Raw genomic sequence first — 25,510 nt, forward strand, 5'->3', positions numbered from 1 at the left:
TTAGTCATCCTCATGTGTGATAACTCTTTATCATGGCTCGTTCATATTTATAGATTGATGATTCTTGTTATATAAATTTACCCCAAAATATCTATTCTAATTTTGGAAAGATATTTTGAGGATGGTTTTATGTGTTGATTTGTATGCTAAATTAAACTTAAAGCATCACTATTCAACCTTTTTATTGCTTCGTGTTACCAAAGTAACCCCACTTATAACTAATACAATTGCAAGCAATTTGTTCAATGTAAACAATTCCTGTCCTCCTATCACAGCTAAAACTGAGGTGAATACAGGTAAAAAATTCATATAGGTACTTACCGTTGTAGCTTTTAAATTTCGTAACGAAATAATGAGCAGAAAATAAACTAAAGTCGCATCAAAAATTAAAATAGTTAACAATTGTACTACAGGTATTAATGTAACACTGGAAGTATAAATTTTTTGTTCTGATAATTCTGAAAAACCAAATGGCAATAACATTATAGCTGTAAACAAAAACATCCATTTTAAAATGGTTATTGACGAATACTTCTGGTAATTCTTCCTTTAAAAAGAAAAAAGATAAGATTAATACACCCCAAGGAATCATGCTCAGTATCAATGAAAGTGTAACTGTTATCTAACAGTAATAATACTTGAAAATATAAATACAAAAATCCCGAATTAATTATTACAATTAATTCGGGATCATTTTTATATACATAAGGATTGTAAGTTCTTATAATTTAAAGTAGCTAATTGCTTTATTTAATGTATTAGCATGTTCTGTAAGCATTTCTGCTTTTTTAGATAATTCATCAGAGGCTAAAGAATTATTTTGAGTACTGTCATTCATTCCTTGGATGGAAATATTAACTTGTTCAACTCCATTGTTTTGCTCAATACTTGCAGCAGCAATTTCCTGTATTAATTTAGCTGCATTGGCAATTTCAGGAACCATTTTCATTAATAATTCATTAGCTTCAGTAGATATTTTAACTGTTGACTTTGCAATATTATTAATTTCAACACCGGCTTCCCTGCTTCTTTCTGCCAATTTACGTACCTCTGCAGCAACAACACTGAATCCTCTGCCTTCTGCACCTGCCCTTGCAGCCTCTACAGCTGCATTTAAAGCTAAAATATTGGTTTGAAAAGCAATATCATCAATCACTTTCAATCTGCTGGCAATTTGCATTGTAGCATTTAAACTTTCTTGCGATGAATAACTTACTTTTTCAACGTCATCAGCCAGATTTGTTGCAATCTTTTCTACATATGCAGCGTTTTCTGTATTGGCTGAGATAGTTGCGTTCATCTCTTCCATAGATGATGATATTTCTTCCAGCGAAGCTGCCTGTGTGGTAGCGCTGTCACTTGTTAATTCAGCAGTTGACTCAAGATCTTTACTGGCATTGGTTACTACATTTGCACTTGAATTAATATCATTTACAACATTAACCAATTTATTCACCAAATAATCGTAAGACTTAAATATTTCACCAATTTCATCTCGTCTTTGCAGTAGATCGGTACTAAATTTAGTATTTAGTTTTCCTTCGGCTAATGTTTTTAAATTATTGGCAACATCAATAATAGGTTTCGCTATTAGTTTATTCATTCTTAAAATTCCAATAATGGAAACTATAATCATGAATATTACTGTAAGGGATATAAATAATGTAGTTGTACTATAATAATTTAATATGGTATCAAAAGAGCTTTCTATTTGATCTCTACTCCTGCCTTTTAATGATTGAAAACTACTATCCAAGTTTTTATGAACAGCAACCATTGTTTGAATACCACTGACAACCTCTTCGTTATATCCTTCATTTATCATTAAAAAGGACGTTTTATAAGCTACATCATAATATTGCTTAATATGCTGTTTAATTTCAACTACTAGTGTATCTTCATGGTCATTCACAATATTTAGCAGACTATCAACTTTTACCATTACACCTTTGGTCTCTTTCAACTTATCTTCATCACTTGCTGCAACAGCATCCTGAAACATTCGATGTAATTCATCCATCTTAAACTCAAGGTTATAGCTCATTTCTGTATAAACCAGGTCTCGATGATGAATCTGATCAATTAATTTCTCATTCTGCTTGGTAAACTCGCCATTCATTGCCATTATAACCAAAAGTGCCATGATTATAAGAATTGGTAAAAATGCAATTTTACGTCTCAACTTAACATTTGTCAAATAACTCATGATATTACTATTGTATTGATCCTATATGATGAAGATATCATATAGGATCTATTTACTATTGAACTGATATAGTTTTAATATTTGTTGCTTTGGTTGAGTTTGAAATATATCCGATGGCACCGGGATGAGTTTGAACATACTCAATCACTTCTTCATCAGATGATTTCTCTACCGGAGCAATTCCTGCACCTGTAAAAGCAGCCTGCTGCCAGTAATTTCTGATAGCTGCAACAGATTTGCCATGTACTTCTGAAGAAAAATCAGCTCTAACAGATGATGATGATGATAAATCTACAGGCACAATTGCCTGACCATCGTCCCATTTCTTTTTCCTTTTATAAAAGATTTGAGATAACTCTTTTTTATTAATACTTGTAATAGTATTTTTACTATTTACAATTACTTTATAGCTCTGTGCTGATGATATTTGAATAATACAAAACAACACAAATATGATTGCGAATATTTTTTTCATTACTGATACTTATTAAAAAGAATAGATTACTGATGCTACTAAACCATTTAGATCATAATCATTATAATCGTAGTGCAGATATTCAAGTTTTAATGTAGTCTCAAAAATTGGTTTATAGTTTACTCCGGCTGCATAACGTATGATATCCGATCCAAATGCAGTATGTTGCTCATATCTCACGTAAGGAGTAAGTTTGTTAAAAGTATTACTTACAATAACAAAGCCATCAGAAGTGTCATAAGTCTCTCCCATTATTGTCATATCATTATCCCACCATTCAGCAACAACATTTAATGAGTTATGCTTGAAGTTAAAGTTGAATCCATAAACATCTTTCTGAAGTTTTTCAGGGAACATTTGTCCTATCTGAGGTAACATGATATTAATATTTTCCTTTTGACCTTTAAACACGTTAAAACCAACAGTAATCATATCTTTATAACTAGCCTGGATATGACCTCCTCCACCAAAATTCAAAGAGGTATTAAAGCTTTCATAATCAACTGTGAAACTGGTTTCTTCTAAGTTTTCAAAGTAGTCAGCTTCTGTTCCATAGAATCCCATAGCTCCACTTTTCATGTTAACCGAATTACGGTAACCTCCGGCAAAAAGATCATAACCAAATTTAAAATCGTTTCCTATACTACCATTTAGGGAAATAGCGTCCATATTAAGAGGAAATACCTGGTGCAAATTGGTAATTAAAGGTAATGTTGCACTTACGTTAACAGGAGCGTAATAAAAGGTATTAATAGGACTAAGAGGCGTTAAAAAACGACCAGCTTTTACATTAAGAAAATTATTTACTTTATATTCTGCATTGATCTCATTAATTAACTGATCTACAGAAGAATTTGGTCGGTAAACAGCAACAACTTTAAACTTTAAATCTTTAATTGGTTGATAATTGAATAAAAATCCAGCTTCAGCAACTGAAACACCTATATTTTTATCATAACCTTTTAAGTTATCAAAATAGTTAAACTCGGTGGCCACATAACCAGTGATATGTTTTCTCACTTCCCAGGTATCCTCTTGTCCCCACACTGATACCATTGTCATTATAAAAATGACAGTTAAAATCCCAAACTTTTTCATTTAATTGTAATTATTATATTAATTGTTCTCTCTAGTCAATTGTTACCATAGTGATTGGTATTTTTAGTTCCTGTTGAAAAAGAGTACTAATTTCATGCATATCTTCATCACTCTTCTCTAAGTACCATTTCACCATTATTTCTTTTCCTTTTAAATAATGCCCTTCCAAACCTTTAATCAATCTGTATAGATGTTTAATGGATCCAACATTTATTATATCCAGAATAATAGTTAACTCAACATTCTGTACTGTTTCCTCTACTAAATTTTCAAGCCAACTAATCACTGAAGCATAAAAAGCATACGCATCTTCAGGAATACTTTTTCCTCCGATAAAAAATTTCCCTTCATTTTGATTAAAATAAACAAAGGGTGTTTTTGAAGTTTCAGAAATTACTAATGGCTTCATGTATAGTAGGGTATTTGTTTTTATTCTGAGGCCAAAAGTATAGGTAAAGCAAAAGTTATTTTACAGGGATTTTTCTACATTTTGAAAGAAAATTACGCAAATATAACTACGTAAATACCGCACTTTTTTACATAAAAAACCCGAAGCTACTATTGTAAACTTCGGGGAATATAAGATTTTACCTTAAAATTAAACCACTCAGAGATTAATCAGGTTATTTTTTACAGCGTAAACAACTAACGCTATAGATGAGTTAGTTCCGGTTTTAGCAAACAATTCCGTACGATGTTTTTCTATTGTTCTGGGACTAATATTTAAACGTTCTGCCGATTCTTTTGCAGATAATCCCTGACAAAGGCATTCCAGAACTTCATATTCTCTTTTCGTCAATTCAATACTATTAGATGCGGAATGACCTGATTGAAGAAACTTCAATAACAACTCCTGAGAAAAGTACTTTCCACCTCCCTTAACCGTATTTATAGCACGTTCAATTTCATCAAAATCAGCATCTTTAAGTAGATAACCGTCTACTCCCATCTCGTTGAGCAATTTAAAGTCCTGCTCATTATCATTCATTGATAAAATGATCGCTTTTACTTTATTATATTTAGCTTTTAAAACTTTAACCGTCTCAATACCATTCATTACCGGCATATTTAAATCAATAAAAGCAATATCAGGTATATTATTATTTATCAGATCTAGAAATTCTTTTCCATCATTTGCCTCAATAACAACTTCTACTCCATCAATAGAGCTGAGCAATTTATTTAAACCAAATCGCAAAACAGCATGGTCATCAACTATAGCAATTTTAAGCATCTTTTTTATCTATTAGATTGGGAACATCAAATTTAGTAAGAAACCTTCACCAGGTGCTGTTTTAATTCTATATTCACCATCCAGTATTTTAAAACGGTTAATTAAATTAAAAAGTCCCAGGTTAGAGCTTGCAGGACTTAATTTCTCATCAAAATCAAATCCATCGCCAAAGTCCTCATATTTTATAACCAGGTAATTAAATCGCTTCGATATTTTTAAATTAATCTCTGGCGATTGTGAGTATTTTAATGAGTTATTAAAAACCTCTTTTATAACATTATAAAGCATAGATTCTTTTATATCATCAAATCTTAATGAACCAATAGTATACTCAAAATTAATTGTCACAAGTTTATGTTTGGTTTCGAAAAACTTTTCCAGTGCTGATATTAAGCCATGACTAACCAATATGCGAGGACTCAGATTATTTGAGATTTCGCGAACAGCAATAATAGAGTCTTTCAACATCTTATTAATATCGTTAATATCATCGCTGTACTTTTTCACCTCTGGTTTGCGAAATAACAGAGACAAGCACATGTTTAAACTTGAAAGCAATGGACCAACATTATCATGAAGATCACTGGCCAATTTCTGACGTTCTCTGTTTTCAATCTTAATACCTGAACCTAAGAGTTTCTTTTCATAGTTTTTACGAATGGAAACATCTCTAAATACACACAATAATAATGGTTTTTGAGCTTCTGTAATTAAGGATATGTTCATTTCCACAGGAATAACATCGCCAGTCATACTAAGTATCTCTGTTTCAAACTGGCAAAAAGGTTTTTCAGCATTTAATGACTCAATATTATAGTTTAGTTTTTCAATATTCTTATAACTAATAATATTAACCAAATTATCTATTTGTTTGCCTTCTTTGATATTAGTTAGTTTATAAAAACTTTCATTAGCTTGTTCTACTTTTAAATCAGGAGTTAAAATTACTATAGAATCATTGGTAATTTTAAATATGTTATAAAAACGTTCTTCCGTTTCCTGCAAACGTTTTTCTGCCAATTTTCTTTCTGTAATGTTATAACTAAATGACAAATAGTATTTTTTGCCTGCTCTTTCCTGTACAGGAAAGGTGTTTACGTATAAGTACATATTATTCCAATAAACCTCCTCATAAACAGGTTCATTATTTAATAAAGACTTTTTTAGTAAGTTGCGATATAAAGATAAAGTATATGGATCAAGCATCTCTGAAATATTTTTACCTTCCAATTCTTCAGGATAATATCCCATAGCATTAGCCCACCTTTCATTACATGATGTAAAAAATACTTCTTCACCTTCTACTTCAAAAAAACATATTGCATTTGACGCATTATTTAAAACATTTGTCATTTGATTTAGCAATTGCCTATAATCCTCAGTTGTTTGGTTTAAAGTGTTTTTTAATATCTGATTTGTTTGATTTAATTCTCGTTGTTCTTGTAATTGTTTTGTAATATCCCTTACAACACTATGGACTTCAATGGGATTACCTTTATGATCCACAATAAAAAAGGCTGAGACTTCAACATCTTTAACCTGTTGATTTTTATGAATGATCTGATATCTATTTCGGAATACATTCTTGCTTCCCATTGTAAAATCTTGTAAATGTGCTTTCAAATCATTAACCATACACAAATAAGAATCTTCTGTCAATAATTTATCCAGCGAAGAACCTATAATCTCTTCAGGTTTGTGACCTTGTATCTTTTCTATAGCAGCATTAATATAACTAATGGTTATTGTTTTTAAATCAATAATTAAAATAACATCATGAGTTTGTTCTGTAAGTTGAAAATATTTGGCATTACTTTCCTGCAGTTCTGATACCATTTTTAAATGCTCAGTTACATCTTCTTTTATGGCAACATAATTAATGATCTCCCCATTATTATTCTTAACCGGAGAAATTACAGCCTGTTCAATATATTCTTCATTGTTCTTTTTACGATTATAAAATGTACCTTTCCAGGGTTCTCCTTTTCCAAGCTGTTTCCACATTTGGCTAAAGGTGTCTTTGGGAGTTTTACCTGATTGAAAAATGCGTGGGTTTTTACCCAATAATTCACTGATTTGATAACCTGTAGCTTTCTCGGTATGTGGATTGGCATATTCTATATTACCATATTTATCTGTTATTACAACTGAGGCTACCGATTGATTTAGCGCTGTCATATATTTCAAAAGCGATAAATCTTTATTTGCGATAATTTTACTGTGCAGGTATTGATTCTTCTTGTATAAATAGAGCCAATAAGTGTAAACACAAAACATTAATGCAGTTCTGATATAAAACCATGCAGGATGGTTTTCTAAGATTCTATCGGGAAAAATTAGATTATCTAAGTAACTCCGCTCAATAAAAAAAACGGTTACCCCAATTACAGAGGCCCCAACAAATTCATATAACCGTGGAAGATGAACAGCAAGAATAATACCTCCTAACACAGAGATAAAATAAAAGGCCTCATGTATGGAAAAGAGTAATGTATTAACAGGAAAGAATAATAAATTAAGAACAATGATAATGTAAAATGCTATTTTAGTTCTATTGTTTCGATTAACGAAACAACTTAACATATTTAATGCCAGACCTCCCCATAGAAAAATACTTAAAAATGAGATTTTTAAATAAGAAAGATATATGATATCATAAAACAATAAAATTGCATTGGATACAATTAATCCTCTGGATAATTTTTTGAAAGCCTCATTATATTCGACTCCCATATTGGTACTAAAAAAATTTCTAAAAAGAGTTAATACCCAACAACACTTTTTTTCCATAAAACACTACACTTACAATTCTTATAAGGGGGGCACAAAAATAGCTTTTTAAAAAACACTTCAGTCCTAAAATTTATGTTTTGAGGTTAAAAATTCTTATATGTATTTAAAAATGGAGCTTCACCTTTATTTAGTTTATAACTACAAATGGTATTATTAGTTTATGAATTTTATCTGGATTTGTCATACGCTAATATCAGTCTTAATAAAAATATGGTGGCATAAAATTCCTACTTTACAAAGATGTAACTAATAGCTACTTAATGTACTCATACAAAAACACAATTCCTATATTTTTTTAATCAGATAAGGTTTTTTTATCTGATTTTTGAATCATTTTATCTAAAATTAAACATCATTCAGTAAATAACAACATAGTTTAGTATCAGAAAATTTCAACAATACATAAATCTAAATGCCAATGTCGATAAAACATATTGCCCTTTTTGTTTTAACATTAATAATATCTATACAGATAATAAGAGGACAAGTAGGCATTAAAACATTACCAATAAGCTATAAAGAAGATTTACAGGCTATAACATCCTATATTTCTATAAATGCTGAAGATTCTAAATCTACTAACAATGGAGTATATAAGCAATCAAAATTAACTGATACATCGTTTCAATTTGCAACATCATATTCAGTTAATCTAACACCTCTGAACTCAGGAATATGGCATAATACACCATCCGGTAAGGTTTGGCGTTTGGGTATTTACTCTAAAAATGCTTACTCTCTATATATTACCTGTAATACCTTAAAACTTGAGCAGGGTGTTTCCTTGTTTTTATATTCAAATAATTATAAATATTTAAAGGGTCCGTTTGGTAGTGCTAAATACAATAAAATATCCTTTCCTGCTATTATGGGTGATACTTTATTCATTGAATTAAATGTACCACCAGGTATGGATAAATATGGTAATCTTGTGATATCAAAGGTATACCATGACTTTACAAACATATTTAAAACTTCAGGAACCTTAAAAATAAATGCTATTAATAACAATTGTATTGAAGATATCAATGACAGTAACGGTAAATTATGGCAAACAGAAAAAAGGGCTGTCTGTAAAATTGTTTCTGATGGGCAGTTAAGTACCGGAACTCTCATTGGAAATACTTCAGAAACCAATACACCTTATATTTTAACAGCAAGTCATACCATGTTTGATAGTAAACATGCTGCTGAGGCCATTTATTATTTTAACGATGAATTTACAGATGAAAATAACGATAATATAAATGAGTCACAGTTTATTTTGGGAGGAGAATTGGTTGCAAGTAGTATCAATCAATTAGATTTTTCACTGATTCAATTAGCTTCGGTACCTCCTCCTTCATTTCGTACATATTATGCTGGATGGAATCGAAAAACAGATTCATTTCAGGGAGGTACATGCATTCATCACGCATGGGGCCATCCCAAACAGATAGCTATTGATTATCATACCATATCAACAAGCAACTATAACCAGCAATATGATTCCGATGCATTTTGGCATATAGCACATTGGGAAACAGGCTTTACATCTCCCGGTTCTTCCGGAGCTCCTCTGTTTAACTCAGATCACCAGATTATAGGTACTCTAACCGGAGGACAAGCTTCTTGTGAAAATCCGGTAAATGACTATTTCTGCCAATTTGGATTGTCCTGGGACAAATACCCTGATATACATAATCAGCTGAAACACTGGCTTGATCCAGATCATAAAAATAAGATACAACAAAACGGATATGATCCTTATGGTTTTAATTCATTCAATTGTGATACAACCTGGAACTTTAATTCTTCAGATAAACTTACACTGAATAATAATAATCTGGCCTGGGGATATTATTCCGGTCATAACTCAGATAACTATTCTCAATTTGCAGAAAAGTTTTATTTATCCGGTAGTCTTCAGTTACCTGGTATTTTCATCAATCCGGCTAAAGCTTATGCTTCTCATCCATTATCCCACATAACAATAAAGGTATGGGAAGGAAAAGATGCTCCAGAAGTAGAAAAATATAGTCAGTTGGTCTTTATAAAAGACTTGAAACCCAATGCAAGTAATTATATTGGCTTTAACGCTATAGTTTCTGTATCAGGCAACTTTTTTATAGGATACCAAATAAATAAGGAAAGTTCAGAGGATTCCCTGGCAGTATATCATACATTAAATCCCGTACAAATGCCATCGTCAATGTTTGTTTATGACGGCCAATGGCATAACATTAACCAAATACCACAAGCTGGTTTTTCGGCAAATATGGCCATTGGAATTATAGAATGCTATGGAAAAGTTGGTGATTTACCTGAAAAACAATTAAGTCTTTACCCTAATCCATGTACAGATCATATAACAGTTAAAATACCTGAAAATGTTATAGTTAATAAAATTGACTGTTTTGATATAACAGGGAAAGTTATCCCAACTAAGTTAACCTATGGTGCATCAAACATCAAGATTAAATTTTCTGCTTTATCCGGAACATATTTTATAAAGATACAGACTAATAAAGGTCAATATAACTCCAAATTTATTATATCAAATCACATCTGTCCTAAATAAAAAGAATATTTCAAGCTGATAAACTAAAATCCCATATCATGTTTTATTTTAAGCATATCTTCTTCGGTAGTTAACATTTTTAGTAATTCAAATGCAACTTTTGGTGCTGTTTCCGGACAATAGGAAGTTATTATATTGGTATCTACTACTACAGGTTCGTTTACCACATTAACGCCAAATTCACTTAGCTTTTTTTGCCAATTCCCGTTTTCCAAATGATATGTGGTTCCTCTTCTGTTTTTAAGTACACCGCTTTTGCCTAATGGCATTGCTCCTGAACAAACAGATGCAATAATTTTACCTTTGTCATTAAACTCGTTAATCAACTCCAGAAATCTTTCATTATAGGCATCCTCATAAAAACCAAACTCTCCAAATCCTCCGGGTATTGCAAGGACATCATAATCATTTACATTTATTTCGTCAATGGTTTTATCAACCAACACAGGTACATTAAATGTACTAATTACCTTATTTGTAAAGCCACAGGTTTCAACAAAAATGGGATGACCATAATCATTTCTGGCCCATCCTAAAACATCAATAAAAACACTGAATTCCATGGTTTCAAATGCCTTGGCAAGAAACAACAATACCTTCTTTTTATGCATTTAATTAAAGATTATTTACTATTAAACAATAGATGGTTAGATTTAGATAACAGACTTATTTTCAAGATACATATTTACAAACTTTTCACTAAAAATCATAAATATATAGATATTATAGTTGTAAAAATCAGCGAACTATTGATTAAGAAAATTATGAGACAATTTAGTTTTTTATGGGATATCCTGTTATACTTTATGGGACTACCCCACCTTGGTATACTCTTTTATTAAACCAAACAATTTTTCTTTATTTATGGGTTTTGAAATAAAGTTGTCACATCCATTTTGTAAAGCTTCTTCTTTATCTGACTCTGCAGAGTAAGCTGTTTGTGCAATTATAGGTAAATCAGGAAGTTTGGATTTAATCAGTCTGGTTGCTTCATGCCCATTCATTACTGGCATTTTAATATCCATCAATACAAGTTTAACATCATCACTATTTAAACAATAATCTACAGCTTCTTTTCCATTTTTTACATGAACCAACTTAAAATCCCGGTACTTTTTATCTTCAAATAACGCTTCTATATAAAGATAATTTATCTCTTCATCTTCAGCCAGTAAAATTACTGGTTTAGTCTTAGGCAATTCATTAGTGCTACTTACCGAAACATTTGCTTTGTTAGTTTTCCCAGGTTTGTATGGCAGACTCACAAAAAATGTAGATCCTGTTCCTTTTTCTGATTTTAAAGTGATATTTCCACCTAAAATCTGGGCATTTTCTTTTGAAATAGATAAGCCTAAACCTAATCCTCCGTATTTTCGGGATATATCTTTATCGCCTTGCGAAAAGCGCTCAAAAATAATACGATGATTTTTGGGAGCAATTCCTATTCCAGTATCTTTAACATAAATTACAAGATTCTTTTCTTCCTGGTAATAGCCAAACTCAATATATCCGCTACTGGTATATTTTATGGCGTTATCGAGTAAATTACCTAGTATTTTGGCCAGTTTGGTTTTATCGCTTATAATATAACTTTGATTATCGTGAAAAGCTTTTTTTATATAAAAAGGAATGTTTCTTTCTTTTGACTTCAGATTAAAAATAGAAAATTGCTCCATTAGAAAATCATTTAAGCAAAACTCCGTTTCATTTAACTTTTCTTTTTTGGTTTCTAATATTGATATATCAATAATATCATCTATAATTCGTAGTAGCTGAAGACTGCTGTTTTTTATAATCTTGGCAAAATAGCTTCGCTTATCTGACGAAAGATCAGGAAGATCAAGCATTTCAGAAAATCCGATAATACCATTCATGGGTGTACGGATTTCGTGCGACATATTATTTAAAAACTCTGTTTTAAGTTTATTGGCTTCCTCAGCTTTCTCTTTGGCTTCAATAAGTTGTTCTTCCACTCTTTTACGTTCAGTAATATCACGTATAATCATACTAGTTCTAATGATACCATCCTGGTCCATAAAAAGTGATGAAGAAAGTTCAACAGGAAAAACGGTTTTATCTTTTCTAATCATTAACAGTTCTCCTTGTGCCTTTCCATAACGCTTGCGTTCCTCAATAAAAACAGCTAATCGTGGATCATCGAGTTTCACCACACCATTACGACCCAACTTACAAATTTCTTCTTCGGTACGTTGAAACATATCGCAAGCTGCCTTATTTGCCGAAAGAATAGTTCCTTCGGTTGAAGTAAGCAGAATGGCATCCATACTATTCTCAAGAAGAAGTCTGTAACGCTCCTGATTACTTCGTAAGGCATCATTTAACTCCATCAATTCATGTTTCTGAAAAGTAATTTCGCTTATTAGGTTGGTCATATTAAGTAAAAAACTCATAATAACTTTAACCCTATCTTCAGATATGATAGGTACAGTATTCAAAGCTTTCAAATATTCCTCTTTGTTGAAATTATATTTTTCAGCTTGCTTGATAAAGAATGTTATATCAGGTTTTTCCAGGAAGAATTGTCCGGAAAATAGGTTAGCAATGTGTTCACCTTTAATAATAATGGGTACCGCTACATCAACCATTCCATTCAGGCACTTATAAAAATGATAATCATCACCCTTCTTCATCTTTCCGGCAAGTACTGTATCACTAATGGTGCATCTGTGTGAAGTTTCTGTATTTACCCTATGAAATTGAGTACAAATTTGTCGCCAACCCGATTTAGACAAAACATTACCCTCAAGATCCAATATCGCCGTTACAAAACCTGTTGATTTATTGAATCCTTCAAGAAGTGTATTCACTTTATCAAAATCGATTAAATCAAGAATTTTGCTTTTCATAATTGATCACTAAAAATTAAAACTCCACACCTGTCTTATTATGTTTCTTGCATGATTTCACTTTTCAAAATTCAGCATAACCTCAAGTTAGAACATTTTCTTGTGTTTTGGAAATACAAAGTTGTGGATTTTATTAATGACACAATTGGATACATAAAATGGTATTTATGAATATAAGTAAGTGATTTTGGTTGGTTGAGTACCTCTTTTTATTTCTGAATAATATTAGATTTATCTGTATTCATGAAAAAGAAAAAGCTTTAAAAATGCCATTTAAAACACTAAAAGTAAAAATCACTTTATTAACACCTTACAGATTAGTTGCTGGAATATTGTTTAGTTCAACAAACCCTACAATCTGTAGGGTATGCAAGCAACCTTACATTAGAGGCTAAGTGTTAGCAGCTGGGCTTTTTTATAGATAAGCTTCTATTTCTTCTTTTAGTTTAGGAAGATGTTTCGAAATTATTCCCCAAATAATAACATCATCAACTTTATCATAACCATGAATCACCCAATTTCGTGTATCAACTATCTTTCTTGCATTTTCAATTTCTAAATCAGGATCTTCATTTAATGCTCGATTCATCGCTTCTCCAATTATCTCAATTTCTCGTTCAATGGCTCGCCTTAGAAGTTTATTATTCTGATATTCCAGAAAATCTCTTTTATCTCCCAAGTATTCATAAATCGAATCAATAGAAATCTTAATATCGTATAAGTGCTTTTTTATTTCACGCTTCATAAATTAGTTCCTTTGATTCATTAATACTTTGAATAAAAAACGGATTATTTAGAGTACGTTCTGTTACGATATCTATATCGCGATGAAATAATTCTCGAAGTCTATATTGTAATTCAAAATAGTTATCAGCGTATTCTTCTGGTGTCAGATTATCTACGAATGATAATAAAAAATCAATATCACTTGTGTCTGAAAAATCATTTCCAACAACAGAGCCAAAAGCATACAACCTTTTTACTTTGAATTCTTGGCAAAGTTCAATTAGGTTAGTTTTGCGTATTTCTAAAATCTGTTGCATTAATCTAATTTTTTTATCAAATGTAATAAATTCTTTTCTGATATGATTAAAGTCTTTTTAGGTATCTGTGAGTTGTAAATAGGCTTTTGTAAAGTGTTTTTAGGTATTTGTCAAAATTCTGTGTCGGGTAATTTTTTCTTTTTACGGGTTAAAAGTTTTTAGAACTCTAATTTAATGCTACAAGCACTAAAGATTGGTAATTAGTTCGTTATGGTATTCAGAAAGTGGCATATTGTGCAAGTCATTATCTTGCACAATATGTAGGAAACATCTTTTCGTTCTTATCATTTTATTTATCCAACCAACACTTAAATGCAGCTGCTTTAGCTCTGCTAATTACAATATTATCCGAAAGGTTATTTTGTAATTTAACAACTAGTTTACCATTAAAATAAAGCTCAAAATTATCAAAAGCCTCCTTATTAATAATTGTATTTCTACTTGTTCTAAAAAAGTCAGCAGGATTAAGTTCTGTTTCTATGCTTTCAAGTGTTTTATTCATATTATAAAACGTTTTATCAAAGGAAACAGCATAAGTATTTTTGTTTTCAAAAATAAAATAAGCTATGTCGCAAACCTTTAACATAAAATATTTATGCTTTTTGTTTACTAAAAATCCATTTCTATAGGAGGGTGATATAAAAACAGGTTCTCTATATAAATTCGGATATTCAATTTGTCTGTTACTACTTACTATTTTTAACATCTTTATTTATTTTAATCGTACGGGTCTTAAATTTCAATTAATTACTCACTTCATGATTCGTATTGAATCTTTTTAGCTTTATATTTAAATGAATCAGAATAAGATTAAGGAAAGATTATAAAACAAAAGTATGTATGAGATAATAGATATCCTTTTACAAATGTTAAAATCGGGTATTGCAGTATTTCTAAGCTAAATTAAAGGAGTGTATATATTTTAGCAAAGAAAATTATTTGAAGAGACAGGTAGTATTGTTGGTATTATGTTGTTTTTAATAAGAAAAAGGTTTCCAAAGATAATGAAATGGATAGCAGGATTAATGGGTCTTAAAACATGTTGCTTTTTAAGCTAAAAAATATAGTTATTAGATTGAATTAAGACCATTAAATTACGCTGTGTAAAACCACCCCATCGGATTTTACAATTTTAACCTGCTACCCCTCCATTACCCATATAACAATATAAAATGTGTATACAATTTGTGTATGAGTTTACTGCTTACTATTGATCTAACCAAAGTTTAAATGCAGCCGACTTAGCTCTGCTTATAATAATATTTTCAGATAAGTTATGTTTTAACTTCACAATTAGTTTTCCATTAAAGTAATTTTCAAAATAACCAAATGCTTCCAGGTTAATTATGGTGTTTCTGTTTGTTCTGAAAAAGTCATTGGGATTTACTTCCTTTTCAACCATTTCCAATGTTTTACTAATGGCAAAAAACTCATTTTTAAAGGTTACCGCAAAAGTCATTTTATTGTCTAAAATAAAATAGGCGATATCTTCAACTTTAAGTAAGAAGTATTGACTCCTCTTTGATACTAAAAAACCTTTTCGGTATTTGTTTATTCTAAAAATGGGTTCCTTAGGGGTATCATGGCTGGTAATACTATAAGTTTGAGTTAATTTCAACATCCATCAGTATTTTATTCGTTTTAGAAATTCAATTCATCTGCATTAGTGCCTAAAAAAGTTTATTTCGTACTAAATATCATTTTCATAATAGATTTAAAATTCAATTTGCCCCCATAAACCGGCATAACACTTGCCTTGCTATAATCCTTTATTGGTTCAATATATTTGAGAATTTCCATATCCTTTTCCGAAATTAAAAAATCCAAATCGGCATTATTCTGCATATGTGCTGGATTAGCTGTTTTGGGTAATGGCAATAAGCCCAACTGTAAACAATAGCGAATGCTTAACTGCGGAACAGTAACCTGATACCTTTTTGCTATGGCAGCAATTTTGGTGTTTTTGAACAATTCTCCATGTCCAATTGGCGAATATGCTTCCACTAAAATATTGTTTTGCTGACAGTATTGAATAAGTTCAGCAGGAGTATTACTAATGTGAGCCAATATTTGATTCACCGCTGGTTTTATGGTACACGACGCGAGTATATTCTCAACATCAGCCTGTTGAAAGTTTGATAAACCAATAGCTCTTATTTTGCCTGCCTGACAGGCATCTTCCAATGCTCTCCATGCTTCCAGATTACCTTCAAAATATGCGTCTTCACCTCTGAATTTGGTCCATGGTTGCGGACTATGAATAATCATCATATCCAAATAATCTAAACCTATTTTTTGTATAGATTTATCAATAGAAGCAATAGCCTTATTGTATGATTTTATCCCTGCTCCAAGTTTTGTAGTAATAAACATATCGCGTCTTTCAATACCTGAAGCTTTAACGCCCTCTCCTACTCCTTTTTCATTTCTGTATGCCTGAGCTGTATCAATATGTCTGTAACCCAATTTAATAGCATCAACCACTGCTTTACCTACATTTTTATTACTGATAAACCATGTACCTAGTCCTAATTTAGGTACTTCAACGCCATTGGATAAAGTATATTTTTCATCTAAATTCATAATAAACCCTTGTATTAATTCATCGATAAAATATCTCGCTACAAAGATTCACCCGAAATAATTATTAGTAATACCAATATTACTGTTTTACCTACCCCAACTACAGTACCATCTTTAAAACAGTAGTTTTGTATATTATTGTTACTTATATTTGAACAAGTAATATTAAAATGGATATAATGAAAAATACCTTTAAAGTAGATTCAATATCGGAATATAATGACAAAGTTGGACAAGAAACATTTCATCCGTTAATAAGCATTGTGGATCTATCAAAGTTAAAACCATCTGATCCGGAATTGCTTAAAACAATATCTCATTTTAAATTACAAATGAATATTTATGCCATATTTATTAAAGATTCTAAATGTGGTAACATTACCTATGGAATTAGTAATTATGATTACAAAGAAGGAACTTTGATTTTTGTTTCTCCAGGACAGGTATTTGGTTTGGAAAATAACGAAGAATTTCAAAATTCGAGCGGAACGGCTATTTTATTCCATCCGGATTTAATTTATGGTACTCCGTTGGCAAAACATATGAATGATTACTCATTTTTCTCATACGATGTAAATGAAGCACTTCATATTTCAAAAAGGGAACGGAACCTTTTAAATGAGTGTATTAGTCTTATTAATTTTGAACTCCAAAATAACATCGACAACCATAGCAACACTATTATTGTATCATCTCTGGAGTTATTTTTAAATTATTGTAATAGGTTTTATGAACGCCAATTTATTACGAGAAATAAAGCTAATAAAGATGTATTAGCTCGTTTTGAAAAGCTATTAAAAGATTATTTTGCTTCGGAACAAACACTTCTTACGGGGTTACCTACCGTAAACTATCTGGCAAAAAAACTCTGCATTTCGCCCAATTATTTAGGCGATTTATTGCGTAAGGTAACTGGTAAATCTGCTATTGAGCATATTCAGCTTAAGGTGATTGATGTGGCCAAAGAAAAGATTTTTGATAACAGAAAAACCATAAGTGAAATAGCTTATGAGTTAGGTTTTAAACATCCTCAGCACTTTACCCGAATGTTTAAAAAGAGTATTGGTGTTTCGCCTACTGAGTATCGAAACTTAAACTGAATATAAAATACAGTTATATATGCAAATCAATAGTATTTTTTAAAGAATAGCACAAAGGCACAGCGAGTATTGTATATATAGCCAAAATAAATTAAACGCATTAGAAAAAGTGAAGTAATCAAACGCCATTGTTATATGATCATAAAGAGTTAACAGAGGTAAATCCTTCTGGATTTAATGAATTTCTTTAAAAAACACTGCGTCTTAATGCCTCTGTGTTCATTTATAATAACAATGCCAGAAGGTTTACAGAACTCTTGGGGTAGTTTTAAAACACAACAAGAGCTGACTCTACATTAAAGCCAGCTCTTGCCTTTGAATCTATTTATAAATAGAAATTAGCCGAAAACTAAATTTTATTCTTCAATTATAAGTTCTAATCGTTGAGAAGTATGGGCACTAAAATATCCCAATGTAGCATTTTGTATATTCGTTATAGGATTTGTTGGAGTTGCTGACATACCATTGTCCTGGTCAAGATCTCTCAGATATTCAAATACATCCTCTGAAATACAACGCATTTCAACAGTTACCACATCGCCAACATTTAACTCCCTGTCATGTGTGTGCAGTTCCCAATCGAGATATTCTCCATCAGAATATTCATCAGACATCGGAAAACTTCTTACCTGCTCACCATTAACATATTCTACAAAGAAATAATAATTATCTACTTCAATTGGATCTTGAAAATATACAAATACATTATAGATGGAATCTGCATCCACATCACTCCAAATAGAAGCCTCTTCTTTTTCAATTGAAATAGAATCGAGCATTACCTGATTTGGAATTTTACATACTGAGCTAAATAACTCATTGTTTAATTCAACAGATAAGGAATATGTTCTACCCTCTTGCCCAATAAATCCATCTTTTGAAAATAAACCGGTAGAAATTTCATCGAGTACATCAATATTTCCCAAGTCATCAGTTAAAGTCACCCTCGCTCCGGGAACTCCTGGAAATTCATTAGGTTCATCAAAATTAATAGTTGAAGTTATTGAAATAAGAGGAGCTTCATCTGTAGAAACATTACCTTCTATTACATATTGATTGTCAAAATCATTAAAATCGATATCAATTGTTTCTGTACAACTATAAAGCAGTATGAACAGAGCACTGGTTGCTAAAAATTTTATATATCTCTTCATCTGTTTTAAAATTTAAAATTGTAAGTAATTGATGGCATAAAGGTAAACAGGAATGTTTTAGTTGCTTCTGTGCGGGTAGGATCATCTTCTGCCACGTCAAAATCAATCAGAAAAGCATTTTTTCTTCCATAAGCGTTATAAATACCAAAGTTCAGACTGCTTTCGAATTTTTCTGTTTTCTTTAATTTACAAGTAGCACCTATATCTAATCTGTGATAATCAGGCATTCTGTATCCATTACGTTCTGTATAATAAAAAGCAACATCATTATTTGCCTGATACTTAGCTGTAGGAAAAGTAACTGCATTACCGGTATTAAACACCCAACTGGCCGACAGATCCCATTTTGGTGATAATTTATACATGGCTACAACCGAAATATCATGCGTAGCATCCTGTCGGGCATCATACCATTTACCATTATTTACTTCATCAATTTGTTTTTCAGTTTTTGATAGGGTATAAGAGACCCATCCGCTCATTTTGCCACTTGTCTTTTTTACCATTAACTCTAAACCGTATGCACGTCCTTTACCATACAAAAATTCTCCTTCAATAAGCTCATTGCCAAAAATATCAGCTCCATCACGCAGATCTATTTGATTTTGCATCCATTTGTAATAAAGTTCTCCGGAGAACTGAAATTTATCATCGTTAAAATTTTTAAAGTAACCTCCTGAAATCTGATCACTTATTTCTGTTTTAACATTCTGACTAGAGGGCACCCACATATCTGTAGGCATTGATGTTGTTGAATTCTGAATTAAATGTAGATTTTGTGTGTTTCGTGCATATGAAAATTTAAGTGAGTTTTTATCATTCAACACATAAGCGATGTTAAATCTTGGTTCCAGGTTTAAATACCCTTTAACATTCTCTCCCGATGAGTAATGTGTTGTATCTGTAACTAAACCATCTTCGTCATATGAATAAAAATCACCTTCACCAACCAGGTTAAAACCATTGGCTCTCAATCCTGCAACAACAGTTAATCGACTGTTTATTTTCCATTCTTCACTGATATAAGCACCATATTCCCAATAATAACGATCTTCCAAATCCTCAGGATGCAAGGTTGAATCATCATCAACTTCAACTTGTCCCGGGATCATTGTACCTCTGGTTCCAAACAATCCAAACGAAAGTGTATTTTTGCTATTCAGGAAATACATAAAATCCTGTTTCAGGTTAATATTATTTATTTCTGAACGAAGCCCCATATTTAAATTTCCAAAATTTGCATTCATACGGTACATGTATTCAGAATAAATAAAGGTTGAATTACTGAATAGTTTACTCCCCCATACATGATTCCATCTTACAGTTCCTGTCTCATTTCCCCAATCCATACCAAAAACATCCTGAGAACTCATTACATCTCTTCCAAAATAACCAGAAACATAGATTCTGTTGTTATCATTAATTTTATAATTCGCTTTCAGGTTTAAATCATAAAAATAAAGTTCATTGCCATTAATATCTTCATCAGGAGACATCCTCATAAAAAGATCAGCATACGTTCTTCTGCCAGCAACAAAAAAGGAACCTTTATCTTTTACAATAGGTCCCTCTACATTTAATTTGGAATATAGTAAACCAATTCCTCCACCTACATGATAATCGCGATTGTTTCCCTCTTTCATTTTTATATCCATCACAGAAGATAATCTTCCTCCATATTCAGCAGGAGCAGTACCTTTATACATGGTAAGGTCTTTAATGGCATCACTGTTAAACGTAGAGAAAAAACCCATCATATGGCTTGAATTATAAACTGTAGCCTCGTCAAGCAGGATCATATTCTGAGAGTTGTTACCTCCACGAACAAACATTCCCCCACTTCCATCGCCTGTTGTTTTAACTCCGGGAGTAAGTGTAAGTGTTCGTACAACATCCTGTTCTCCCAATAATACGGGTAAGGATTCTACATCTTTGGGATTCAGTTTTTCAACTCCCATTTTTACAGAAGTTACATTGGAATTTTTCTTTTTAGAAGAAACAACAACTTCTGTCAATTGCTGATTATTTGGATGTAAAGCAACATCCATTCGCAAATCAGAAGTCAGGTGTATTTCCTTCTCATAATTTTCATAACCAATAAAACTTACCACTAAAGTGTAATCATCCTCAGGAGCAGAAATAGAGTAAAAACCATAGGCATTGGTTATTGTACCTAATGTAGGTTGTTCCTTTAAATATACAGTTGTCCCAATAAGTGTTTCTCCATTCCCTGAATCAGTTATACTTCCACTTATGCTAAACTTATTTTGTGCTCTTACCGTAAATATACTTCCCAGCAAAAGGACACAGATTAACAAAATTCTATTCATATAAAATACCTCCATTTAGTTCTGTACAAAGATTATGAGAACTAAAAAGACATATATACCCATTTTACAGAATGAGCTACCCGTTTTACTGAATGGTAGCATTAAACTATGGTAAATATTGATTTAATTTTGTTGCCAAATATCTTTTTGAATGGTATAAGCCAAAGACAACAGAGCTACGCTCCTAGCTATTCTAAATCACCTGTTTTCTACTAAGAAATCAGGCCTAAAGGCCCTTGGGAATGTATAAGATTATCATTTACTTTCTTAAACATATAATTATTGGGCATAGCTTTTAGTTATGGGGTTTAAAACAAGGTCAGAGGACTGGATGATTAAAGTAAAGAGAGACGCTTTAATAAGCTCTCGTGGCTGTACCATATAAATATTAACATATTACTCTTTGCTAAATCCGAACATCCAAAATATTTTAAAGGTACAAGATGCAATTATTCACCAGCATTTGAAACACTTTGGTGAGCGTGTGGTATGATATTAATTTCGATGCCAATTATCTTTTTGAATGGTATGAGCCAAGACAATAGAGCTACGCCCCTAACTACTATAAATCACCTGTTTTATACTAAGAAGTCAGGCCCATAGGCCCTTAGGAATGTATATGATTATCATTTACGTTCTTAAACATATAATTGTTTGGCATAGCTTCTCCCGATGTTGATACACAAGACCTTTGACCTGTATAAGAAAGGCGATTGCAAGTCAATTACAGTTTATTAAAATGATGCCAGAGGCATCACATGTTTATAGAATATTCATATAGTAGAGAAATTGACTCCAGAGGAGTCACATGTATTTAAATATTTTAAATTGAGCGTTATTCTGAATATTTTCAGAATCTATGGCACTAACATAGGTTTTAGAAATGATTACAACTCAATTTGGTTCATACCGGCTTTTAAGTCTACTTGTCTGCCTTTCCAAATAAAAATACCATTAACGCCATCTGGCAGATGTATTTCTGCTTTAATTTTATTCTTCATCTTTTTATAAGCTACAGATATATTTCCCTTAGGATGAGGAATTTCTCCTTTTATATTTTTAATATCTCCCAGTTGTGGTTCAATCTTCACTTTTGAAAAATATGGTGCGGCACTTTCTATTCCTAATATGGTACGATAGATCTCAATATTAGGACTTGATCCCCATGCATGACAATCGGAACGGGTTGTTTCAACTTCAGAAGTTTCGCCCCAGGTAGTTAATCCCAAATCTATATTTTTACGCCATATATCCAGCCAATTAAGGTAATGATCACCTAAACCAGCTTTTGCTAAAGCCTGATGCAAATAGTATTTAAAGTAAATTGAAGCCTGTGTTAAGGTATTATCCGATAACATTTTTTGCGCAACATTTCTTGATGTTTCTTCATCGGTTAAACCAGCCAAAATTGCCAGAGTATTGGCATGTTGCGAAAAACTATTTTTTTGAGGAGTATCGGCATATAAGTTTCTGGCTGCATCCCAATACTTTTCTTTAATGGTCTCGGCTAATTTTTTGCTTAAATCTGCATAAAGGCGCGCATATTCAGGAGCACCTTCTGTCTCTTCAAGTTTTTGCCCGGATTGTAAGGCCAATAATAGCTGTAGATCCAGTAATGATGAATTTCCCTGATCATCCATGGGAGCTACTCCTGCATCCCAGGTAGGAACCCAGTCTGTAAAATTCCATCCTGGTATATGCTTTAATGATCCATCTTCTGCTATATGGGTGATAAAATAGTTCAGAATCTGACGGGTTCCCAATAGTTTTGCTTTTACAAATTCAGGATCATCTCCCATCATCATATAATCATACAAAGCACTTACATGCCATAAAGAATAGGGTGGAATAACCTGTCCCTGCGTATCAGGATAGCGACTTAATGTGTATCCATCAGGCTTGCGGCTATTATCCCATAAATTCAAGGCATATTTGGCCAGTCGATCATCACCACTGTTATAGTATGAAATCATCATTTGTATACGGGCATCACCTATGTATTGCAAACGCTCATAATAAGGACAATCCATATAAGTTTCCACAGCACACAAGCGGGCTGTGCGCCAACCTATTTCCAGAATTTTATTAATTTCAGGATGATCTACTTCCACTTTGGCGTTCAGTTTAAATGGATATCCAGTAAACGTGCCGTAAAAATCATTGATAACTAAAGGTTCGGTTTGAGTTTTCACTTCAAGCTGAACATAGCGGTACGTTCTCCAGCTTAAGGATGTAAAATTTTGATTAATCTTACCATTGGAAATGATAGTATCCTGACGACCGGATATAGTTTTGCCTTCAATATTGTTTCGATTATTTTTAGCACCATTACTATCATATAATCCTTCTGAATAAGTAATTACAACAGTACTGTTTTTACCCTTACTGAAAATTAATGTAGGATATGCATTTGTTAAAAAGGACTGATCAAGTAATATTTGTGCTGTAGTATTGGCTGGTATATTGATAGTTATACTTTGTGAAAGAAAAGATTCAGGAACCTGCACCCCCTTGGCATTACGTATAGTTTGTAACCTTTGCTTGGTTAACTCCATGGGTGGAATTATTGAAGGTATAAGTGTCCATCCCTGGCGGGTGTTAAAACCAAAACCAACAAAAGCCCGGTCTACAAACCCCTGAGCTATACTCCATGAACTATCATCAAAGTTTAATTGTTTCCAACCATCTACTTTAAAATTCATATCTATTTTTTCGCCTGCTCCGGCGGCATAATACCCTAGTACATTTTGTTTTATGGGTGTATAACTTTTATCCTCAATACATTTCCAGGAGTTATTGGTATTTACCTTTTTGGTTTGTTCATTGGTTCCCTGAAGTAAGAAGGCTGTTTGTTTCGAAAATTGAAATACAGGGCGTAAAGCACCCTCATTCCATACTTTTGCTGCAATAATATTATTCCCCGCTTTTAAATATGGAGCAAGATCAACTGTTTCGTAATTCCAATGCTTAATATCACCAATAACAGGCCCTTGCGAAACTAAGATCTCATTCACATAAAGCTTGTATCGATTATCTGCAGAGACTCTTACATTAAAGGATTCTGGAACGCTTTGAAGTTGAAATACCTTTCGAAACAAATATAATCCATATTCATTATCCGGGTTATCGGATAAATAAATCCAACTGGCATCCCATTCCGGATCAGATTCCCCAAACTGAGCCGAAACTTGTAACGAAAAAATGACTAATACTGTAACGATAAGGTATTTCATATGTTTATAATTTATTTCCATTGGCCATATGGAACTCACAAATAAGTTTAATCATCCTCTTGTTTATGAATTTAGACAATCAAATTTACATGTTCGTTTCATATGTCGGAATTTGTTTTTTATGTAATGGTAATCTCTAAATGATTCATTCCTTTAGTCAGAATAATTTCTAAAGTCAATTTCACATTTAAAATTTCTCTAATCTAATGATTTATTAGTAAGATTACTGGTGATCATCCCATTGGGTTGTGGAGCAACCCACCCATCCGGCAACTCAAAATTATGGCATTGGTTACATGATAAAGTAGATGTGCCATGCATGGAATGACAACTGTTACATTGTAATTTTCCATGCCTTGGATCATGCTGGTTATAGGCAAATAAAGTATTATCATGATGTTTCGTAGCTTCGATAATATCAGATTCCACATGACATCCTGCAGCCATACAGGTATTGCGTGTTCCAAACTCTCTCTTTTCCAAAGGAAATGTATAATTCCCGGTAACCCAATGTGCTCCTTCTGTAAGTTGCTCATTTAGTGTTTGAGTATGGCAATCGAGACACTTTATATTTGTTGTATCTCCAAAAGCATGTTTTGTGATTAATAATGTAGAATCATGTGAATAATAATTATTGACATAGCTTGTCATTGGTGTATGACAATTAGAACAAAATCCAGGTTGATTATGCCAATGGTTTCCCCCAATAGTTATACCCGATAAAATTAATATGATCCCTGCAACCATTACTAATCTTATCCATGTTCCTCTGGGTGATTTTTTAGTGATTTTATTCAAAAATGGAATTCTCATTATGATTGATTTTTCGATTAT

Annotated in this window: 19 protein-coding genes and 1 pseudogene; 2 read left to right on the plus strand and 18 right to left on the minus strand. The window is 32.1% G+C overall.

Annotated features, from left to right (window positions below; genetic code table 11):
• Positions 1 to 168: 168 nt before the first annotated feature.
• The 7 genes and pseudogenes from OM075_RS12515 to OM075_RS12545 all read right to left on the minus strand — a co-directional run.
• Positions 169 to 528, minus strand: a pseudogene (locus OM075_RS12515) (EamA family transporter); the annotation flags it as partial.
• A gap of 193 nt (positions 529 to 721) precedes the next feature.
• A complete protein-coding gene (locus tag OM075_RS12520) occupies positions 722 to 2,206 on the minus strand; it encodes a methyl-accepting chemotaxis protein (protein WP_301190861.1) in 1,485 nt (494 codons plus the stop codon).
• Between the two features lie 55 nt (positions 2,207 to 2,261).
• Positions 2,262 to 2,681 (minus strand): substrate-binding domain-containing protein, encoded by a 420-nt coding sequence (locus OM075_RS12525; protein WP_301190862.1) that lies wholly within the window; start codon positions 2,679 to 2,681, stop codon positions 2,262 to 2,264.
• Between the two features lie 12 nt (positions 2,682 to 2,693).
• Positions 2,694 to 3,779, minus strand: a complete 1,086-nt coding sequence (locus OM075_RS12530) for a hypothetical protein (RefSeq protein WP_301190863.1) — start codon at positions 3,777 to 3,779, stop codon at positions 2,694 to 2,696.
• 31 nt (positions 3,780 to 3,810) lie between these two features.
• On the minus strand, positions 3,811 to 4,188 hold the full coding sequence (locus OM075_RS12535; protein ID WP_301190864.1) for a DUF1987 domain-containing protein: 378 nt from the start codon (positions 4,186 to 4,188) through the stop codon (positions 3,811 to 3,813).
• A gap of 198 nt (positions 4,189 to 4,386) precedes the next feature.
• Complete coding sequence (locus OM075_RS12540) at positions 4,387 to 5,013, minus strand: response regulator transcription factor (RefSeq protein WP_301190865.1); 627 nt, start codon at positions 5,011 to 5,013, stop codon at positions 4,387 to 4,389.
• 12 nt (positions 5,014 to 5,025) lie between these two features.
• A complete protein-coding gene (locus OM075_RS12545; protein ID WP_301190866.1) occupies positions 5,026 to 7,803 on the minus strand; it encodes a PAS domain-containing sensor histidine kinase in 2,778 nt (925 codons plus the stop codon).
• A gap of 421 nt (positions 7,804 to 8,224) precedes the next feature.
• On the opposite strand from OM075_RS12545, the gene OM075_RS12550 reads away from it, so the two are divergent.
• Complete coding sequence (locus tag OM075_RS12550) at positions 8,225 to 10,366, plus strand: T9SS type A sorting domain-containing protein (RefSeq protein WP_301190867.1); 2,142 nt, start codon at positions 8,225 to 8,227, stop codon at positions 10,364 to 10,366.
• A 23-nt stretch (positions 10,367 to 10,389) separates the two neighbouring features.
• Here OM075_RS12550 and OM075_RS12555 read toward each other — a convergent pair whose 3' ends face one another.
• The 7 genes from OM075_RS12555 to OM075_RS12585 form a co-directional block, all read right to left on the minus strand.
• A complete protein-coding gene (locus OM075_RS12555) occupies positions 10,390 to 10,977 on the minus strand; it encodes a DJ-1/PfpI family protein (protein WP_301190868.1) in 588 nt (195 codons plus the stop codon).
• A 201-nt stretch (positions 10,978 to 11,178) separates the two neighbouring features.
• Positions 11,179 to 13,233 (minus strand): PocR ligand-binding domain-containing protein, encoded by a 2,055-nt coding sequence (locus OM075_RS12560; protein WP_301190869.1) that lies wholly within the window; start codon positions 13,231 to 13,233, stop codon positions 11,179 to 11,181.
• Positions 13,234 to 13,648: 415 nt separating this feature from the next.
• On the minus strand, positions 13,649 to 13,978 hold the full coding sequence (locus tag OM075_RS12565) for a HepT-like ribonuclease domain-containing protein (RefSeq protein WP_301190870.1): 330 nt from the start codon (positions 13,976 to 13,978) through the stop codon (positions 13,649 to 13,651).
• The gene (locus tag OM075_RS12570; protein ID WP_301190871.1) at positions 13,968 to 14,276 is read right to left on the minus strand and encodes a nucleotidyltransferase family protein; all 309 of its coding nucleotides are present in this window, start codon (positions 14,274 to 14,276) and stop codon (positions 13,968 to 13,970) included. Before OM075_RS12570 ends, OM075_RS12565 begins: the two co-directional genes overlap by 11 nt.
• Before the next feature lie 289 nt (positions 14,277 to 14,565).
• Complete coding sequence (locus OM075_RS12575) at positions 14,566 to 14,982, minus strand: LytR/AlgR family response regulator transcription factor (RefSeq protein WP_301190872.1); 417 nt, start codon at positions 14,980 to 14,982, stop codon at positions 14,566 to 14,568.
• Positions 14,983 to 15,483: 501 nt separating this feature from the next.
• The gene (locus tag OM075_RS12580) at positions 15,484 to 15,897 is read right to left on the minus strand and encodes a LytR/AlgR family response regulator transcription factor (protein ID WP_301190873.1); all 414 of its coding nucleotides are present in this window, start codon (positions 15,895 to 15,897) and stop codon (positions 15,484 to 15,486) included.
• A 59-nt stretch (positions 15,898 to 15,956) separates the two neighbouring features.
• Entirely contained in the window at positions 15,957 to 16,859 is a 903-nt protein-coding gene (locus tag OM075_RS12585) for an aldo/keto reductase (RefSeq protein ID WP_301190874.1), read from the minus strand.
• A 179-nt stretch (positions 16,860 to 17,038) separates the two neighbouring features.
• On the opposite strand from OM075_RS12585, the gene OM075_RS12590 reads away from it, so the two are divergent.
• Positions 17,039 to 17,959: a helix-turn-helix domain-containing protein gene (locus OM075_RS12590; protein ID WP_301190875.1), complete on the plus strand. Its 921-nt coding sequence runs from the start codon at positions 17,039 to 17,041 to the stop codon at positions 17,957 to 17,959.
• A 356-nt stretch (positions 17,960 to 18,315) separates the two neighbouring features.
• On the opposite strand, the gene OM075_RS12595 is transcribed toward OM075_RS12590, so the two are convergent.
• From OM075_RS12595 to OM075_RS12610, 4 genes are all read right to left on the minus strand, one after another.
• Positions 18,316 to 19,113, minus strand: a complete 798-nt coding sequence (locus OM075_RS12595) for a DUF4249 domain-containing protein (protein WP_301190876.1) — start codon at positions 19,111 to 19,113, stop codon at positions 18,316 to 18,318.
• 5 nt (positions 19,114 to 19,118) lie between these two features.
• Positions 19,119 to 21,443: a TonB-dependent receptor gene (locus tag OM075_RS12600; protein ID WP_301190877.1), complete on the minus strand. Its 2,325-nt coding sequence runs from the start codon at positions 21,441 to 21,443 to the stop codon at positions 19,119 to 19,121.
• Between the two features lie 887 nt (positions 21,444 to 22,330).
• Positions 22,331 to 24,676, minus strand: coding sequence for an alpha-L-rhamnosidase-related protein (locus OM075_RS12605; RefSeq protein ID WP_301190878.1), 2,346 nt, complete (start codon positions 24,674 to 24,676; stop codon positions 22,331 to 22,333).
• Between the two features lie 198 nt (positions 24,677 to 24,874).
• Complete coding sequence (locus OM075_RS12610; RefSeq protein ID WP_301190879.1) at positions 24,875 to 25,489, minus strand: cytochrome c3 family protein; 615 nt, start codon at positions 25,487 to 25,489, stop codon at positions 24,875 to 24,877.
• Positions 25,490 to 25,510: the final 21 nt, after the last annotated feature.

Source organism: Plebeiibacterium sediminum (assembly GCF_026013605.1).
GTDB lineage: Bacteria > Bacteroidota > Bacteroidia > Bacteroidales > Marinilabiliaceae > Saccharicrinis > Saccharicrinis sediminus.

Bases quoted from the DNA above. Each gene is read 5' to 3' on its own strand.
- OM075_RS12570 (WP_301190871.1), bottom strand. From the start codon at position 14,276: ATGCAACAGATTTTAGAAATACGCAAAACTAACCTAATTGAACTTTGC.
- OM075_RS12605 (WP_301190878.1), bottom strand. From the start codon at position 24,676: ATGAAATACCTTATCGTTACAGTATTAGTCATTTTTTCGTTACAAGTT.
- OM075_RS12610 (WP_301190879.1), bottom strand. From the start codon at position 25,489: ATGAGAATTCCATTTTTGAATAAAATCACTAAAAAATCACCCAGAGGA.
- OM075_RS12555 (WP_301190868.1), bottom strand. From the start codon at position 10,977: ATGCATAAAAAGAAGGTATTGTTGTTTCTTGCCAAGGCATTTGAAACC.
- OM075_RS12540 (WP_301190865.1), bottom strand. From the start codon at position 5,013: ATGCTTAAAATTGCTATAGTTGATGACCATGCTGTTTTGCGATTTGGT.
- OM075_RS12560 (WP_301190869.1), bottom strand. From the start codon at position 13,233: ATGAAAAGCAAAATTCTTGATTTAATCGATTTTGATAAAGTGAATACA.
- OM075_RS12520 (WP_301190861.1), bottom strand. From the start codon at position 2,206: ATGAGTTATTTGACAAATGTTAAGTTGAGACGTAAAATTGCATTTTTA.
- OM075_RS12585 (WP_301190874.1), bottom strand. From the start codon at position 16,859: ATGAATTTAGATGAAAAATATACTTTATCCAATGGCGTTGAAGTACCT.
- OM075_RS12535 (WP_301190864.1), bottom strand. From the start codon at position 4,188: ATGAAGCCATTAGTAATTTCTGAAACTTCAAAAACACCCTTTGTTTAT.
- OM075_RS12525 (WP_301190862.1), bottom strand. From the start codon at position 2,681: ATGAAAAAAATATTCGCAATCATATTTGTGTTGTTTTGTATTATTCAA.
- OM075_RS12530 (WP_301190863.1), bottom strand. From the start codon at position 3,779: ATGAAAAAGTTTGGGATTTTAACTGTCATTTTTATAATGACAATGGTA.
- OM075_RS12595 (WP_301190876.1), bottom strand. From the start codon at position 19,113: ATGAAGAGATATATAAAATTTTTAGCAACCAGTGCTCTGTTCATACTG.
- OM075_RS12600 (WP_301190877.1), bottom strand. From the start codon at position 21,443: ATGAATAGAATTTTGTTAATCTGTGTCCTTTTGCTGGGAAGTATATTT.
- OM075_RS12565 (WP_301190870.1), bottom strand. From the start codon at position 13,978: ATGAAGCGTGAAATAAAAAAGCACTTATACGATATTAAGATTTCTATT.
- OM075_RS12580 (WP_301190873.1), bottom strand. From the start codon at position 15,897: ATGTTGAAATTAACTCAAACTTATAGTATTACCAGCCATGATACCCCT.
- OM075_RS12550 (WP_301190867.1), top strand. From the start codon at position 8,225: ATGTCGATAAAACATATTGCCCTTTTTGTTTTAACATTAATAATATCT.
- OM075_RS12575 (WP_301190872.1), bottom strand. From the start codon at position 14,982: ATGTTAAAAATAGTAAGTAGTAACAGACAAATTGAATATCCGAATTTA.
- OM075_RS12590 (WP_301190875.1), top strand. From the start codon at position 17,039: ATGAAAAATACCTTTAAAGTAGATTCAATATCGGAATATAATGACAAA.
- OM075_RS12545 (WP_301190866.1), bottom strand. From the start codon at position 7,803: ATGGAAAAAAAGTGTTGTTGGGTATTAACTCTTTTTAGAAATTTTTTT.